The following is a 15,933-nucleotide window of genomic DNA, read 5'->3' on the forward strand; positions in this document are numbered from 1 at the left end:
GCATGGGAATGCATCCCGCGTCGCCTTCCGGGGCCGACGCGGGAGATCTTTCAGGCGAGTTTCTGGGCCAACACTGCGATGTGCTCCGGCCCTATCCCGCAGCAGCCTCCCAAATGGCTGGCGCCGCGTTCCTTCCAGTCCGCCGCCCATTGCAGATAACCTGGCGGATCAAGGTCTTCGCGCAACGGATCAAGACCGTCGTTGGCCGTGGCCTCCTTCGGTTGCGGCGGGAAGGCGTTGGCGTACGCGCCAATGTGAATCTTCACCCCCAAACGCTCGAAGGTTTTCCTCGCCGCATCAATTGCAGCCCCGATGACTTCTGGCTGGCTGCAGTTGAACAGCAATGTCTCGACGCCCAACTCAGCCGCCACTTCAGCCGCTTCAGCGACCGGTTCTCCGGAACGTAAACGCGGCACTTCGTCCGTGTCTTCATCCTTCAAGGTAAACGATAGCCAGAACGGCTTGCCGTCCTTCGGCAGACCCGCGTGAATCGCCCGCGCCTCGACAATCGAGCTCTGGGTTTCAGCCAGCCACAGGTCGACATGCGGTGCCAGCCCGGTCACCAGGGGGGCCAGCAATTCAGTCACCCGGGCAGCGTTGAACAGGTCCGGGCGGTAAGAACCGAACAGCGGCGGTAATGAACCTGCTACCCGCACAGGCTTGCCCGCGGCATTCACGGCACGTCGGGCCAACTCACCGGCGAGTGCCGCCAGGGCCTGACCTTCAGCGGCAAAACGCTCTTCGCCAATGTGAAACGGCACCACCGCATAGCTGTTGCTGGTGATCACGTCCGCGCCAGATTCGATATAAGCCGCATGCACCGCTTCCACTGCTTGCGGCGCTTCACTCAAGGCCAGTGCCGACCATTCCGGCTGTCTGAACGGTGCTCCTCGGCGTTGCAACTCACGCCCCATGCCGCCATCCAGAATTACCGTATTCGCTGCGTCCATATGCCTTTTACTCATATGCTTATGAAAATAACTCACTACCCGAGTCACCCTTATAACTATTTAATACGCACCATCCGGTTAATAACAACCATTTTTTTATCAGGGATCGACTGTGAAATTCCAACCACTACTGGCCCTGGGCCTGACAATTCTGGCTGCCTCCACCCAAGCCTTTGGCGGCGCCACGCTGGATCGCATCGAGCAAAAGAAGGAACTGGTGGGCGTGTTGATGGAGAGCTATCCACCCTTCTCGTTTCTGAATGAGCAGAACCAGCTCGCCGGTTTCGACGTTGATGTCGCCAAAGCCGTGGCGGATAAACTGGGCGTCAAACTGCGCCTCGAAACCCCTTCGTGGGATGTGATCGCCGCCGGCCGCTGGAGCGGGCGCTATGACATCTGCGTCTGCTCGATGACCCCGAGCAAGGCCCGCGCCGAGGTCTTCGATTTCCCGGTCGAGTATTACGCCTCGCCAGCGGTGATCGTGGTCAACGCCAAGGATGACAGCATCCATAGCGCCAAAGACCTGAGTGGCAAGAAAGTCGGCCTCACCAGCGCCTCCAGCTACGAAAGCTATCTGAACAAAAACCTGGTGATCGAAGGCGCCGAAGACACCCAATTGCAGTATCCGTTTGAAGATGTGCAGATCGCGCCCTATGACACCGACAACGTAGCGTTCCAGGACTTGGGGCTGGGCGCTGGTGTGCGGCTCGATGCGATCCTCACCAATCTCGTCACCGCGCAACCACGTCTGACCGAAGACAAACGCTTCAAACTGGCCGGTGAGCCGCTGTACTCGGAACCCAACTCGGTCGCCATCGAAAAGGGCGATGCACAGTGGGACGCCAAGGTGCGTGAAGTCTTTGCGCAACTGAAACAGGACGGCACCCTGAGCAAGCTCTCGCAAAAATGGATCGGTGCCGACATCAGCAAATGACTTCTTTCCCGACACCCCCTCAGCCACCGCAACCGGTGGCTGAATCCAGGCTGCGACGAATCTTCGGCTTTCGCACGCGGCTATACCTGACGTGGGCGGCGATGTTCGGTTTGTTCGCCAGTTTCTTCCTGAGCTTCGATCTGAAGTTCTCGATCATCCTCGACAAACTGCCCAACCTGATTGGCCTGCACCTGGCGCCAAACGGCTTCCTGCAAGGCGCGGCGCTGACACTGTTTTTGTGCCTGTGCTCAATCGTGACGTCGTCGCTACTGGGTTTCATTACCGCTCTGGCGCGACTTTCGAAAAGCGCCGTGGCCTTCGGGATCGCAAGTTTCTACGCCTCGTTCTTTCGCGGCACGCCGCTGCTGATCCAGATCCTGCTGATCTACCTGGGCCTGCCGCAACTCGGCATCGTCCCGGGTGCCATCGCCGCCGGCATCATCGCCCTGTCCCTGAACTACGGCGCCTACCTCAGCGAAATCTTCCGCGCCGGCATCCTCGGCGTTCCCCACGGCCAACGCGAAGCGTCTCTGGCGCTGGGCATGCGCGAAACCGTGATTTTCTGGCGCGTTACCCTCCCCCAGGCCATGCGCACCATCATTCCGCCGACCACCAACCAATTCATCTCCATGCTCAAGGATTCGTCACTGATCTCGGTGATGGGCGTCTGGGAAGTGATGTTTTTGGCGCAATCGTATGGACGGTCGAGCTATCGGTACATCGAGATGCTGACGACCGCGGCGGTGATTTATTGGGTGATGTCGATTGGGCTGGAGCTGATTCAGGCAAGGATGGAGCGGCATTACGGGAAGGCGTATTTGAGTCGTAGTTAGCAAAATGTCGCAGCCGTCGAATGCTGTAGATGCCGTATTGAATGTCACCGGGCAAGCTCAAGTTCCGGAGTATAGGGTGGTCCGACTTGAGCAAGCGCCGTCGACATTGCGTGCAAACAGTGTCGATTCAACTGAGATCACGTCGAACCCGCACCACGCCCATCTTTAATCCAAATGGTCGGAACACCGAATTCAGCGATTTCAGCGTCTGATTCCCTTCCCCATGTTCGATATGCACCAGCGTGCGCACCGAGACTTTGCACATCTTTGCAAACTGGGTCTGGTGCAGGCCTGTGACTTCCACCCGCAAGCGACGGACTGCCTCACCAATCTCAAGAGTGCCTTGGGCCAGCGCCTCTTGAATGCTTTCTATGAGCACTGTGCGCTCGGCTACCGTCATGCTCATTTCAGGTCCCACTCTTTCAAGCGCTGCTCCAGATTTTTCAATGCAATTCGCGGGTGATTCATTGTGGCGTCGGGCAATCCGCTGTCAGTCAGAATGTCCGGGAGTGCCAACAAGTGTCTGGCATCTTCCCGCAAGCGTTCAAAAGAACCCGGTAAATCAATTAGCGCTGCCAGCGGATCATTCGGATCAGCGATGTCGGCCAATGCCTGGCACACACCACGCCAATTTACATCCCCAGCCCTCTCCAATTCTTTTGGCCACTTGGTGGTTCTTGTGACGCCTTCGTCGTCCATCACCATTGGCGCCAAGTCGTAGATCGGTGCCAGGCGAAACGAGGCCGTATCGCGGATGATCGCGGTATTGCGCCCGTGGTTATCTGAGTTGCCGAGGATTTTATTGAGCAGATCCCGACGCAGGTAGTCAGCAACGAGATTCGGGATTTGGTCAGCCTGCCCCGCATCACGCCATAGCCCCGCAAGCAGCCGGATAACTTCCATGTGGTCCATCGGGCTACCGGGCGTGGTTATTTGCGCCAGAGAGTAGATCGACTCCACGGCAAAACGCTCGACACCCTGAGGGGTCACTTGTCGATCAAAACGATGCATCCACAAGCTAGGTTTGGTTGCCTCCTCCAAGGCCAAGCCCTGTTCTGCCACCGTTTCGATGCCCAGCTTTTGTAGTGCCTTGTAGTAGTGGTACTCACTCCTGAGGATGTCCTGATCGTTGCGGGTTCCTTTGCCACGAGAAAACTTCACGAACCAGTGCTGGGTGACCGCTGCGTCGTCCAATACTGCGTCGGGATATAAATTTCCATCCTTACCCTGAGCCAACAAAAGTTTTGGAGCCTCGCCACCAGCCCCCGTAGCCCCCCCAATTGCTGCGCCCTGCTCATAGGCATATTCGAGAAACCGGTTATCACGACTAATGACGTCCTGGCGTTTAAACCCTATAGGCTCGCGCTGATCTACTGCCTCGGCGGATTCCTTTATGCGCATATTGCCAATCGGTGCCGGAGTGCTTCTGGCCAGTAAATAAAGGTCGGCACTGACGTCAGCAGGTTTGTCGCGACCTAGGTGTGCCAGAAGAAACCTCTTGGCTGCACCGGCAGGAGCAATGTCATGCAGAAAGGCTGGCGCGTTAGACCGCTTACCCTCGAAGTCCAAAGGAAACCTGGCACTCACTGCCTTGGCAAAGGGTGACCCAATATCTTCAATGCTTTCGACGAGATAGGGTGTTTCGTAGCCGAAATTACATCGACTTTCGAAACCTTTTTCCGGGCTGTCGAAGTTTAAGTCCATTGCGTCGCGCCAGATCCCTGCGGCGAATATCTGTAACGTCAGGGTGTACATACCGTCATCACCTGCATTTGAATGCATATTCAAGAGCTATTTTGGTCTTCAGATGCAATATAGTGCATTTTTCTCAACACTAGCGAACCAAAAAATGCAATAAAATGCATTTATGGCACTTATTGTTCGTCTGAAACGCAAAATAATGCAGATATCGTCGATTTCGACTCTGGACATGAGTTTCTGATTTTGCGAAAGCCGGCAATGTCTCGATGAGTTGTGAGAAAGGTCGCCGATTCGACTGGCTAAAAAACCGCTGTTACCCGGCGAGTCGTCATTTTCGACACCACGATTTGACAACACCTGCACACCCGCCAGAACCGCCTGACATCGGCAACGAAGCGTTCTCCTTAGAGTTTGGCCTCTTCTCAATAGAGGCTTAATTCAATGCTTGTTCAACACAGATTCCGTCCACACCACTTGGCGCTGGCCATCGCGCTGGCGGTGGGTTGCGTTGATTTTTCGTTTGCCCAGCAGACGTCCATCGATGCCGGCACTCCTTCTTCTGAAACACCGGAGCAGCTCATCGGGCAGCTCGAGGCTTTTATCAGTCACGCCGACACCATCAAGACCTCCATCACCAGAGCAGTCGATGGAAGTAATCGGGCTTTCAGCGAAGGAAATGACCTTGTCATAGTCACTGGCCGGGGAGCCCTCACCGGCACGGTAGACGGTCGTGGCGGGACCAATTTCCTGCAGCTTGATACGGCAAGTGGCGGCACGCTGGGCGAGAGTCGCAACTTCGAAGGCCTGGAACTGAAACGAAGCACGTGGACCGTCAACAGTCCAAATGACTTCAAAACGGGTGTATGGGTGCGCTCCCGGGCAACACTCATCAATGACGGGGGTATCGAAGGAGGAGCGTTGGTCCAGGGTTCTCTTGTCAACACAGGCGAGATCGGCGGCGGCGTAACGGTTCAATCAGGTGGCACCCTGACCAACTCTGGGATTGTCATGGGCGAGGTGCTGGTTGATGAGAAAAGTGTATTCGCCGGTAATGGTCGAGTCGGGGCATTGCAGGTCAACGGCCGTTTCTCTGTCGATAAGGTACACGGAGCGCCGACCGTGTCGGGCGATTTGAGGCTTTCCAAAACGGCCGAACTGACCTACGAGGTCGACGCCGACCGCAAAAGTGCAACGGTTGTAGTCGGCGGCACCGCCAGTCTGGGGGACGCCACGCTGAACATTGTTGCGTCATCGGGCGACTATCCATACGTCAGCACAAACACCATTCTTTTAGCCAATAGAGTCGAAGGGGAATTTGGAAAGGTCCTCAATAACCTTGCGTTTTTAACGCCCAAGGTTGAATACGAAGAGAAGAAAGTCGATCTGATCCTTACCCGTAACGACGTGCCTATCGAGGCTTTCGCAATTACCGAGAACGGGGAGGAATTCGCCCAAAGTGTTGAAGAGCCGATCGACATACCGCAAACCCAGACTGCACCTGAGAATGCTCCCCTCGTCGCTGATGCGCTGACGCTACCCATAGTCGCTGATACGCCTGTCACCGCTTCAGTTCCTGCGACAGCAGCAAATCCCACTCCCACGCCCACGCCCACCAATGCCGCTGTCATCGCGCTGATCGGCGCCGATATACAAACCGCCTCTGTTGCAATCGAGCAACTGGCCGGCAGCAACAACGCCAACCTCGCGAAGGCAACCCTCAACAGCGACAGCCCGATCAGCACAACCCTGCTCTCGGCCATACGCCAAATGGACAGCGCGGCAGGCTTCGGCAGTCAGAAGAATTCGCCGCGTGTAGCAGCAGGCAGTGAACACAGCAGCAGAGTCTGGCTGCAGGCGCTAGGTCACGGCGGAACGCTGGATCGCGACTACGACCCTCTGAAACATTCCACCCATGGCTTGGTGCTGGGCGCCGATTGGCGCATCGATGAGCAATGGCGTATCGGCGTGATGGCCGGCAAATCCGACACTCGCCTGGACAGCCGTGACCTCGACGGCGATCTCGACAGCTGGCATGTGGGCGCCTACGCCCAGCGCCAGAGCGGTCCTGTGGCGCTACGCTTGGGCGCGATCTACAGCAATCACGATGGCAGCACCAAACGCCGTGTTGCCTTCAACGGTTTCAGCGACCGTCCGCAAGGTCGCTACGATGCCAGCACCCAACAGGCTTTCGCTGAAGTGGGCTACAACCTGGGCCGTGCCAACGTCAGCATCGAACCGTTCGCCAGCCTGGGTTACCAGCGCTATCAGCGTGACGGCTACACCGAAAAAGGTGGCGCCGCGGCATTGAAGGTCCAGAGCCAGACTCAAAACAACCTGAACAGCACATTCGGCTTGCGGCTGGCGAAGCTCAACACCCTGGATAACGGCATGCAACTGACCCCACGATTCAGCGCCGGCTGGAAGCACACCTACGGGGATGTCTACAGCGATACCCGTCAGCGATTGGTAACAGGCGGGAAAAACTACCGCGTTTACGGTGCACCGCTGGATCGGGACAGTTTGCTGGTCGATGCAGGTCTGGACCTTGGGCTGTCGGCGAACCATACGCTTGGTGTCGGCCTTAATGGTGAGTTCGGCACCGACAGCCGAAACCATGGCGTAACGGGTCAATGGCGGATGAATTTCTAAACCACAAATCCCGGGCGAAAAAAAAGGGGAGCACATGCCCCCCCGAGGTTAAAGCGGTCAATCGAGGCTGTTAATTCAGCCTTCGATCTCGATCAGGATTTCGCCCGGATTCACCCGGTCGCCCTTGGCCACGTGGATGGCGGTGACTTTGCCGGCGATGGCCGATTGGACTTCAGTTTCCATCTTCATCGCTTCGGTGATCAGCACGGCTTGCCCGGCTTTCACGGTGTCGCCTTCCTTGACCAGCACGTCGACGATGTTGCCCGGCATGGTGGTGCTGACGTGGCCCGGTGCAGTGGCTTGCTTGCGCTTGCTGCTGCCGCCGCTGACGAATTCGTTGAGTGGCTCGAACACCACTTCTTCCGGCATGCCGTCGATGGACAGGTAGAAGTGACGCTTGCCTTCGGCCTTCACGCCAACACCGGTGATGTCGACGCGATAGGTTTCGCCGTGGACGTCGATGACGAACTCGGTCGGTACGCCTTCGCCGCCGGCCGAGGCCACGCCGCCTACTTCAGGAATCGGCAGCAGCACTTCTGGAGTCAGGGTGCCGGCTGCGCGTTCTTCAAGGAACTTGCGGCCGATGTCCGGGAACATGGCGTAGGTCAGCACGTCTTCTTCAGACTTGGCCACGGCACCGATTTCGGCACGCAGCTTGGCCATTTCAGGCTTCAGCAGGTCAGCTGGACGGACGTCGATCACCTCTTCGCTGCCTATTGCCTGGCGACGCAGTTTTTCGTTCACGGTGCCCGGCGCTTTACCGTAGCCGCCTTGCAGGTAGAGCTTCACTTCGTTGGTGATGGTCTTGTAGCGCTCGCCGGCCAGCACGTTGAAGAACGCCTGGGTGCCGACGATCTGCGAGGTCGGGGTCACCAGCGGCGGGAAGCCGAGGTCTTCACGAACGCGCGGGATTTCAGCCAGCACTTCGCCCATACGGTTCAGGGCGCCCTGCTCTTTCAATTGGTTGGCCAGGTTGGAAATCATCCCGCCCGGTACCTGGTTGACTTGAACGCGGGTGTCGACGGCGGTGAATTCGCTTTCGAACTGGTGGTATTTCTTACGCACGGCGTAGAAGTACAGGCCGATCTCCTGGAGCAGTTCCAGATTCAGGCCGGTGTCGAACTCGGTGCCTTTAAGGGCGGCAACCATCGACTCGGTGCCGGGGTGGCTGGTGCCCGAGGCCATGCTGGAAATAGCGGTGTCGATATGATCAGCACCGTTCTCGATGGCCTTGAGTTGGCACATTGTGGCCAGGCCAGCAGTGTCGTGGGAGTGGATGAAGACCGGCAGCGATTGCTCGGACTTCAATGCCTTGACCAGTTCGCCGGTGGCATACGGCGTCAGCAAACCAGCCATGTCCTTGATCGCGACCGAGTCGCAACCCATGGCTTCCATTTGCTTGGCTTGGGCCACAAAGGCCTCAATGGTGTGCACCGGGCTGGTGGTGTAGGCGATGGTGCCTTGGGCATGTTTGCCAGCAGCTTTCACGGCTTCGATGGCCACGCGCAGGTTACGCACGTCGTTCATCGCGTCGAAGATGCGGAACACGTCGATGCCGTTGACCGCCGCTTTGGCGACGAAGGCTCTGACCACATCATCGCTGTAGTGGCGGTAGCCCAGCAGGTTCTGGCCACGCAGGAGCATTTGCAAGCGCGTGTTAGGCAACGCCGCGCGCAGTTGGCGCAGGCGCTCCCACGGATCTTCTTTCAGGAAGCGTACGCAGGCGTCGAAGGTCGCGCCGCCCCAGCATTCCAGCGACCAGTAGCCGACTTTATCGAGCTTGTCGCAGATCGGCAGCATGTCTTCGGTGCGCATGCGGGTAGCGAGCAGCGATTGATGGGCGTCGCGCAGGACCGTGTCGGTTACGTGGATACGCTTTGTAGGTTGAGAGTTGCTCATTGTTCTTTTCCTCACAGGCCTGCGTGGGCGGCGATGGCGGCGGCGATGGCCAGGGCCAGCTCTTCGGGTTTGCGCTTGATCGAGTAGTTGGTCAGTTCAGGGTGACTTTCAACGAAGCTGGTATTGAACTGGCCGCTACGGAATTCCGGGTTACGCAGGATTTCCTGGTAGTACGCGGCGGTGGTCTTGACCCCTTGCAGACGCATGTCGTCGAGGGCGCGCAAGCCACGGTCCATCGCTTCTTCCCAGGTCAACGCCCACACCACCAGTTTCAGGCACATCGAATCGTAGAACGGCGGAATGGTGTAGCCGGTGTAGATCGCCGTGTCGGTACGTACGCCGGGGCCGCCGGGGGCGTAGTAACGGGTGATCTTGCCGAAGCTCGGCAGGAAGTTGTTTTTCGGGTCTTCGGCGTTGATCCGGAATTGCAGCGCGAAACCGCGGTGCTGAATGTCTTCCTGTTTCACCGAAAGCGGCAGGCCGGACGCAATGCGGATCTGCTCACGCACAATGTCGATGCCGGTGATTTCTTCGGTGATGGTGTGTTCCACCTGCACCCGGGTGTTCATCTCCATGAAGTACACCTCGCCCTCGGCGAGCAGGAACTCCACGGTGCCGGCGTTCTCATAACCCACGGCCTTGGCTGCACGCACCGACAGGTCACCGATATAGGCGCGCTGTTCCGGGGTCAGTTGCGGGCTCGGGGCGATTTCGATGAGCTTCTGGTTGCGGCGCTGGATCGAGCAATCACGTTCGAACAGGTGCACCACGTTGCCAAAGCTGTCGCCGAGGATCTGCGCTTCAATGTGTTTCGGATTGACGATGCACTTTTCCAGGAACACTTCCGCGGAACCGAAGGCCTTGGTGGCTTCGGAAATGACTCGCGGGAAGGCTTGTTCGAGTTCTTCACGGCTGTCGCAGCGACGGATACCACGCCCACCGCCACCGGAAGTCGCCTTGAGCATCACCGGGTAACCGATACGGTCGCCTTCGACCAAGGCCTCCTCGATATCCGCGACGTTGCCTTCGGTGCCTGGAGTGACCGGTACGCCCGCCTTGATCATGCTGCGGCGTGCTTCGGTCTTGTCGCCCATGCGGCGAATCACTTCAGCCGATGGACCAATGAATTTGATGCCGCGCTCGGCGCAGATGTCTGCCAGCTCGGCGTTTTCCGAAAGGAATCCGTAGCCGGGGTGCAGCGCATCGCAACCGGTTTCTACCGCCAGATTGACCAGCTTGCGCGCATTCAGGTAACCGGCCAATGGCTCGGCACCAATGCTGTGGGCCTCATCCGCGCGCTTCACATGCAAGGCATGGCGGTCGGCGTCGGAATAGATCGCGACCGAGCGAATGCCCATCTCGGCGCAGGCACGCACGATTCGTACGGCAATCTCACCACGGTTGGCGATCAGGATCTTTTTTATCACTTGGAGGTTCCCTTGAGCCGGTGGTACCCACGACCTGCTAGACCAGGTCGACGCGTGACTAAATGTTTCAATTTAGTCGCAGCCCCACACTAGCCCCCACAAGGGATTAACAAAAATGATTAATAATTGGGTTAGGCATAAGTAAAGACTTATAGTTGAGTCATCAGCCTGCGAGCAGAGACTACAAAAAATGCGTAAGTCCTTGATGCGTATGACATTGCGTCAATTGCAGATTTTCAATGAAGTCTGTGATTTGAGGTCCTACAGCCGTGCGGCCGACGAAATGTCCCTCACACAACCGGCCGTCAGCCTACAGATTCGTCAACTCGAAGAGCTGATTGGCCAGCCTCTGTTCGACTATGTTGGCAAAAAACTCTACATGACGGAGGCGGCAGAAGCACTACAGCGAGCCAGTCGGGACATTTTCGGACGCCTGGAAAACCTCGACATGCAGCTTTCGGATATGCAGGGTTCGCTGCAGGGCCAGTTAAAACTGGCGATCGAATCCAGCGCCAAGTATTTCGTGCCGCACCTGTTCGCCGCGTTCAAGCGCCAGCATCCGGAAGTGAATCTGCAACTGACGGTGGTCAATCGAGGACAGGTGATCCGTCGACTGTCGGATAACCGCGACGACCTGGTGATCATGTCCATGGTGCCGCAAGACATGGGGCTGGAGTTTCTGCCGTTCCTCAACAACCCGATCGTGGCCGTGGCACCACCGGATCATCCGCTGTGCCACATGGGACCTCTGCGCTTGCAGGACCTTGAGCCTTACACGTTGTTGCTGCGCGAACCCGGCTCCGGAACGCGATTGGCGTGCGAAGAGTATTTCAAGGAAAAACGCGTGCACTTCAACCAGACGCAGGAGGTTTCCTCGGCTGAAGCCCAGCGTGAATGTGTGCTGGCGGGTCTGGGCGTCGCGCTGTTGACGCGCCACGCCCTGAACCTTGAGTTGGCGACCGGTGGATTGATCGAGCTGCCGGTCGAAGAACTGCCCCTGTATCGCAGCTGGTGCCTGGTGCAGGCCAAGGCCAAACGGCTGTCACCGGTGGCCCACGCATTCCTTGCGTTTATCCGCAGCGAACGGGTGCAGATCAGCGCGTTGGTTGAGCGCTTCGACGGGAAGTTGCGGGAGCTGCCTGCCAGTAGTTGAGTTCCAGATCGGCAGGAAAATCGCCAATCTCGGCCAGCAATTGGCGGCGCTCGCAGCGATCTTCGATGGCGCGGCGGAACTCCATGCGGCGCTGATCTTCCTGCTGACGACGGGTTCTGACAGCGCTGTTGCGTTCTTCGTAGGGCTGGGCCATTTCGAGTCTCCCAAGGCGATTACGGGAGTTTCAAGATAGGCGCGAGGGATGACGGTTTGGCGGCGAAGGGATTACAGGGATGTGAATCTTCGGCGCTCTCGAAGACGCCATCGCGAGCAGGCTCGCTCCCACAGGAGAACAGCGTCCGGCAGGAGAACGCGGTCAAATGTGGGAGTGAGCCCGCTCGCGATTAAGGTCGGAACGACCTTACGACGACATCAGTCGTCCAGCGCCTTCACTGACTTGGGCGACAGCCGCAGGCTGCGAAGGCTGCGCTTGACGCTCTTGAGGTGATTGACCAGGCTCGGCCCGCGCGCCATGGCCACGCCCATCGCCAACACGTCGATCACCACCAGGTGGGCAATGCGCGACGTCAGCGGTGTGTAGATTTCGGTGTCTTCGTGCACATCGATCGCCAGGTTGACGGTAGACAGTTCGGCCAACGGTGTCTGGCTTGGGCATAAAGTGATCAGCGAGGCGCCGCTTTCGCGCACCAGGTTGGCGGTGATTAACAGATCCTTGGAACGACCGGACTGGGAAATGCAGATCGCCACGTCGGTCGGCTTCAACGTCACGGCCGACATCGCCTGCATGTGCGGATCGGAGTACGCCGCCGCCGTCAGCAGCAAGCGGAAGAATTTGTGCTGGGCATCCGCCGCCACCGCACCCGAAGCGCCAAAGCCATAGAACTCGACGCGCTGGGCCTGGGACATCAGCGACACGGCCCGTTGCAATTCCACCGGGTCGAGCTTCTCGCGAACCTCCATCAGGGTATGCAGGGTGGTGTCGAAGATTTTCAGGCTGTAGTCGGCGACCGAATCGTCTTCATGGATGGCGAACTGACCGAAGCTCGCGCCCGCCGCAAGGCTTTGCGCCAGCTTCAGTTTCAGGTCCTGGAAACCCGAGCAACCGATGGCACGGCAGAAGCGCACGATGGTCGGCTCGCTGATGCCCACGCTGTGGGCCAGGTCGGCCATGGAGCTGTGCATCACCGCCGCAGGATCAAGCAGCACGTGGTCGGCGACCTTGAGCTCCGACTTGCGTAAGAGGTGGCGTGACTGGGCGATGTGTTGCAGCAGATTCAAAGGGCTGGACTCTTTGTTATTGGCAGGTGTCGGGGATGTAGCAAGCTTGTAGTTATACTACATGAATCGGCTTTTTGCCTGCTCAATGCGTAACTCGATATCCCCATTCCACGCCACATGCGCTCCATGTAGCCCTCCGGGACCCTTTGGCAGTTGCCGCAAGCTCTTACAGTGCCGTGTCGTGGCGCAACAGGGCGGCCAAGTCATCAGCCTCCACCGGGCGGCTGATCAAATAGCCCTGCACTTCATCACAGTGCTCGGCTTTCAAAAATTCCAGCTGCTCTGCCCGCTCCACGCCCTCGGCCACGACCTTCAGTGACAAGCCATGCGCCATGGCGATGATTGCCCGAGTGATCGCCGCATCTTCGCTGCCCTGCCCCAGACCGCGAATGAACGCCTGATCGATCTTCACGTAATCCACCGGAATGCGCTTGAGGTAGCTCAGGGACGAATACCCGGTGCCGAAATCGTCGATCGCCAATTTCACGCCCAGGTCACGCAACTGCTGGAACGTCGCGATGATGTGTTCGACGCTGTCGAGCAACTGGCTTTCGGTCAGTTCGAGTTCCAGGCAGTGCGGCGCCAGACCGGTCTCTTCCAGCACCTGCCGCACCAGGCTGACCAGCTTGCCCTGGCGCAACTGATGCACCGACAAATTGACCGACACCCGAATCGGCTCAAGCCCCTGGCGCTGCCATTCGCAGGCCTGCCAACAGGCCTGGCGCAAGACGAACTCGCCAATCGGGCCGATCAAACCGGTTTCCTCGGCCAGACCGATGAATTCCCCCGGCGGTACCCGCCCCATGGTCGGGTGATCCCAACGCACCAACGCTTCCGCTGCATTCAGGCGGCCTGTGGCGAGGCACAGTTTGGGCTGGTAAAAGACTTGCAGCTGCTTTTCCTCGATGGCTTTGCGCAGCTGGTTTTCCAGCTGCAGGCGTTCAAGTGTGCTGGCCTGCAGGCTCTCGGTATAGAACTGGAAGTTGTTGCCGCCCAAGTGCTTGGCATGTTGCATGGCAATGTTGGATTGGCTCACCAGCGCGGAAATTTCCCGAGCGTTGTCCGGCAGCATGCTGATGCCCATGGACGCGCTGACCACCAGTTCATGACCATCGACGGTGATCGGCAAACGCAGTTTGGCGCACAAGCGGGTCGCCACTCGCGCCAGGCTCGACAGGTTGCCGTAAGCATCGAATAGCACCGCAAACTCGTCACCGGACAGCCGGGCGATGGTGTCCGCTTCTGGCAGTGCATTGACCAATCGACGAGCCATTTTTTGCAGAAGCTGGTCGGCGACTTCATGGCCGAGACTGGCATTGAGCAGTTTGAAACGATCCAGGTTGATGTGCAGCAGCGCCAGACTTCGACGTCCGCCCTGACGCACCCGCTGATGAGCGTCTCGCAGCCGTTCACGGAACAGCGAACGGTTGGCCAGGCCGGTCAGTTCGTCGTAGTGAGTCAGGTAGCGCATGCGCTCTTCGGATTCACGCCGAGCAGACAAATCAGCGAAGAAGCCGACAATATGACTCACATTTCCCCGAGCATCGCGCACGGCGTTCAGTTGCAGCCACTGCGGGTAGAGCTCGCCGTTCTTGCGCGTCTCTACCAACTCACCCTGCCAGGTGCCGTGCTGCTCCAGCGCCTGATGGATAGCGCCATAGTGCCGGCGGGCATCCCGGCTGCACGGCAACTCGACCACGTTACGCCCCAGCATGTCTTCGATGTCGTAACCGGTGACACGGCTGAAAGCCTGGTTAATCGCGATCAATGCGTAATTGGGGTCGAAAATCACGATGCCTTCGCTGGCTGCCTCGAACACCGTCGCCGCCAGCTGGCGTTGTTCTTCCTGGCCCTTGCTCGCGCTGATGTCGCGGCGGGTGCCGACCATGCGGATCACCCGACCGTTTTCGCTGCGCTCAACCGCACGGCCACGGTCCTCGATCCAGACCCAGTGGCCGTCGCCATGCCGAACGCGGTATTCGATCTGGTAATCCTCGCTGCGGCCTTTCAAATGCTCGACCAGCGCACGTCGAAGCGCCGGCAAGTCTTCAGGATGAAGGCGCGGCTTGAGGTGGCTGAGCATCGCGGTGACGAATTCCGGTGCCAGGCCAAACAACTCCTGAAGCTGGGTGTGATGGACTTCATCGGTTTGCAGGTTCCAGTCCCACAACCCCAACTCACTGGCCTTCAGCGCCAGCGCCAGTCGTGCTTCGCTCTTGCTCAACGCCTGGTTGGCAGCGTCCAGCTCAAGGCTGCGCTGGGCAACGCGGTTTTCCAGCTCGACCTGGGCTTCGCGCAATTTATCCTCGGCACACCGGCGCTGATCAATCTCCTTGGCCAATTCGTGATTGAGCTGATCTCCGCAGCTCCGGGCCTGCTGCAAGTGTTCGATCAAGGCTTGATTCTGGAAGCGTCGCAGCAAACCGTTGTCGATCAGTCGATTGACCTGCCAGGCAACCACGCTCAGCGCGCCCAACAATATCAATCCGAACCAGCCCCATCCGTGCTCCTGCTCATCGCCGCCCCAGAACAGGTAGGCAATGGCCGGCAACAGACAAGGCAAGGTAAAGGACAGGAACGCCGGAAGGCTGACCGCATAGGCAACGCTGGCCGACAGCGCGGCGGCGCCGATCAGGCCGAATACCCAGGCTTGCTGAATGAAGTTGTCAGCGGGCACCAGAGCGATACCGGCGCCCGCCAGGGTCAGACCAGTCATGGCAGAACCCAGCAGGAACATGCGACGCCAGACCGGATGCGCCTGACGGTTGGGAATGGCCGAATCGAAGGCTGCGACTTGAATCACGCGCAAGGCTACCAGCGACAACAGCCAGACCAACCAGACACTGACCAGGAAGTAGCGCTGCGGACTCCAGAGCAAGCCGGCGCAGACCAGACCGTTGATCAGCATGAACAGCGTAGGCAGCAGGGAACCCTGGTAAAGCAGGCGTGTGCGCTCGACCGCCATTTCCATGGCGTACTGTTTACGGATAACCCGGGGCTCCACAGAAGGGCCCGACAGGTCGGAGCTGAGGGTCATAGGCAATGTTCTTGTTCTTATAATGATGAGCATGAGCCCGAAACGTGGACGGAGCATACACAAGCCAATGCCCTTACCAAACTGCTCCAGATCATAAATTCAACAAAACTT

12 protein-coding genes are annotated in these 15,933 nt (G+C 58.4%); 4 read left to right on the forward strand and 8 right to left on the reverse strand.

The genetic code is table 11. The features are described from left to right. Window positions 1–50 precede the first annotated feature (50 nt). On the reverse strand, window positions 51–950 hold the full coding sequence (locus K5K95_RS08540; RefSeq protein ID WP_222589087.1) for a homocysteine S-methyltransferase family protein: 900 nt from the start codon (window positions 948–950) through the stop codon (window positions 51–53). Between the two features lie 112 nt (window positions 951–1,062). Here K5K95_RS08540 and K5K95_RS08545 point away from each other — a divergent pair, with 112 nt between their 5' ends. Next, window positions 1,063–1,884 carry an ABC transporter substrate-binding protein gene (locus K5K95_RS08545; protein WP_222589088.1) on the forward strand — a complete coding sequence of 274 codons (822 nt, stop codon included), beginning with the start codon at window positions 1,063–1,065 and terminating at the stop codon, window positions 1,882–1,884. Continuing rightward, on the forward strand, window positions 1,881–2,717 hold the full coding sequence (locus tag K5K95_RS08550; RefSeq protein ID WP_222589089.1) for an amino acid ABC transporter permease: 837 nt from the start codon (window positions 1,881–1,883) through the stop codon (window positions 2,715–2,717). Before K5K95_RS08545 ends, K5K95_RS08550 begins: the two co-directional genes overlap by 4 nt. A gap of 127 nt (window positions 2,718–2,844) precedes the next feature. On the opposite strand, the gene K5K95_RS08555 is transcribed toward K5K95_RS08550, so the two are convergent. Together K5K95_RS08555 and K5K95_RS08560 are read right to left on the reverse strand one after the other, a co-directional pair. Continuing rightward, window positions 2,845–3,123 carry a helix-turn-helix domain-containing protein gene (locus tag K5K95_RS08555; protein WP_222589090.1) on the reverse strand — a complete coding sequence of 93 codons (279 nt, stop codon included), beginning with the start codon at window positions 3,121–3,123 and terminating at the stop codon, window positions 2,845–2,847. Beyond that, window positions 3,120–4,472: a HipA domain-containing protein gene (locus tag K5K95_RS08560; RefSeq protein WP_222589091.1), complete on the reverse strand. Its 1,353-nt coding sequence runs from the start codon at window positions 4,470–4,472 to the stop codon at window positions 3,120–3,122. Before K5K95_RS08560 ends, K5K95_RS08555 begins: the two co-directional genes overlap by 4 nt. 387 nt (window positions 4,473–4,859) lie before the next feature. Between K5K95_RS08560 and K5K95_RS08565 the strand changes: the two genes are divergently transcribed. Next, window positions 4,860–7,067: an autotransporter domain-containing protein gene (locus K5K95_RS08565; RefSeq protein ID WP_222589092.1), complete on the forward strand. Its 2,208-nt coding sequence runs from the start codon at window positions 4,860–4,862 to the stop codon at window positions 7,065–7,067. Window positions 7,068–7,142: 75 nt separating this feature from the next. On the opposite strand, the gene oadA is transcribed toward K5K95_RS08565, so the two are convergent. Then, the gene (gene oadA / locus K5K95_RS08570) at window positions 7,143–8,966 is read right to left on the reverse strand and encodes a sodium-extruding oxaloacetate decarboxylase subunit alpha (protein WP_222589093.1); all 1,824 of its coding nucleotides are present in this window, start codon (window positions 8,964–8,966) and stop codon (window positions 7,143–7,145) included. A gap of 11 nt (window positions 8,967–8,977) precedes the next feature. Next, a complete protein-coding gene (locus K5K95_RS08575) occupies window positions 8,978–10,393 on the reverse strand; it encodes an acetyl-CoA carboxylase biotin carboxylase subunit (protein ID WP_033059614.1) in 1,416 nt (471 codons plus the stop codon). 190 nt (window positions 10,394–10,583) lie between these two features. Here K5K95_RS08575 and K5K95_RS08580 point away from each other — a divergent pair, with 190 nt between their 5' ends. Next, window positions 10,584–11,546, forward strand: a complete 963-nt coding sequence (locus tag K5K95_RS08580) for a LysR family transcriptional regulator (protein WP_090177777.1) — start codon at window positions 10,584–10,586, stop codon at window positions 11,544–11,546. Here K5K95_RS08580 and K5K95_RS08585 read toward each other — a convergent pair. The 3 genes from K5K95_RS08585 to K5K95_RS08595 form a co-directional block, all read right to left on the reverse strand. Next, window positions 11,488–11,700, reverse strand: a complete 213-nt coding sequence (locus K5K95_RS08585; RefSeq protein WP_222589094.1) for a PA3496 family putative envelope integrity protein — start codon at window positions 11,698–11,700, stop codon at window positions 11,488–11,490. The genes K5K95_RS08580 and K5K95_RS08585 overlap by 59 nt on opposite strands. Window positions 11,701–11,918: 218 nt before the next feature. Continuing rightward, the gene (gene hexR / locus K5K95_RS08590; RefSeq protein ID WP_008027445.1) at window positions 11,919–12,785 is read right to left on the reverse strand and encodes a transcriptional regulator HexR; all 867 of its coding nucleotides are present in this window, start codon (window positions 12,783–12,785) and stop codon (window positions 11,919–11,921) included. A 166-nt stretch (window positions 12,786–12,951) separates the two neighbouring features. After that, window positions 12,952–15,822: an EAL domain-containing protein gene (locus tag K5K95_RS08595; protein WP_222589095.1), complete on the reverse strand. Its 2,871-nt coding sequence runs from the start codon at window positions 15,820–15,822 to the stop codon at window positions 12,952–12,954. Window positions 15,823–15,933 lie beyond the last annotated feature (111 nt).

This window comes from Pseudomonas sp. DR48, from assembly GCF_019823085.1.
Lineage (GTDB): Bacteria > Pseudomonadota > Gammaproteobacteria > Pseudomonadales > Pseudomonadaceae > Aquipseudomonas.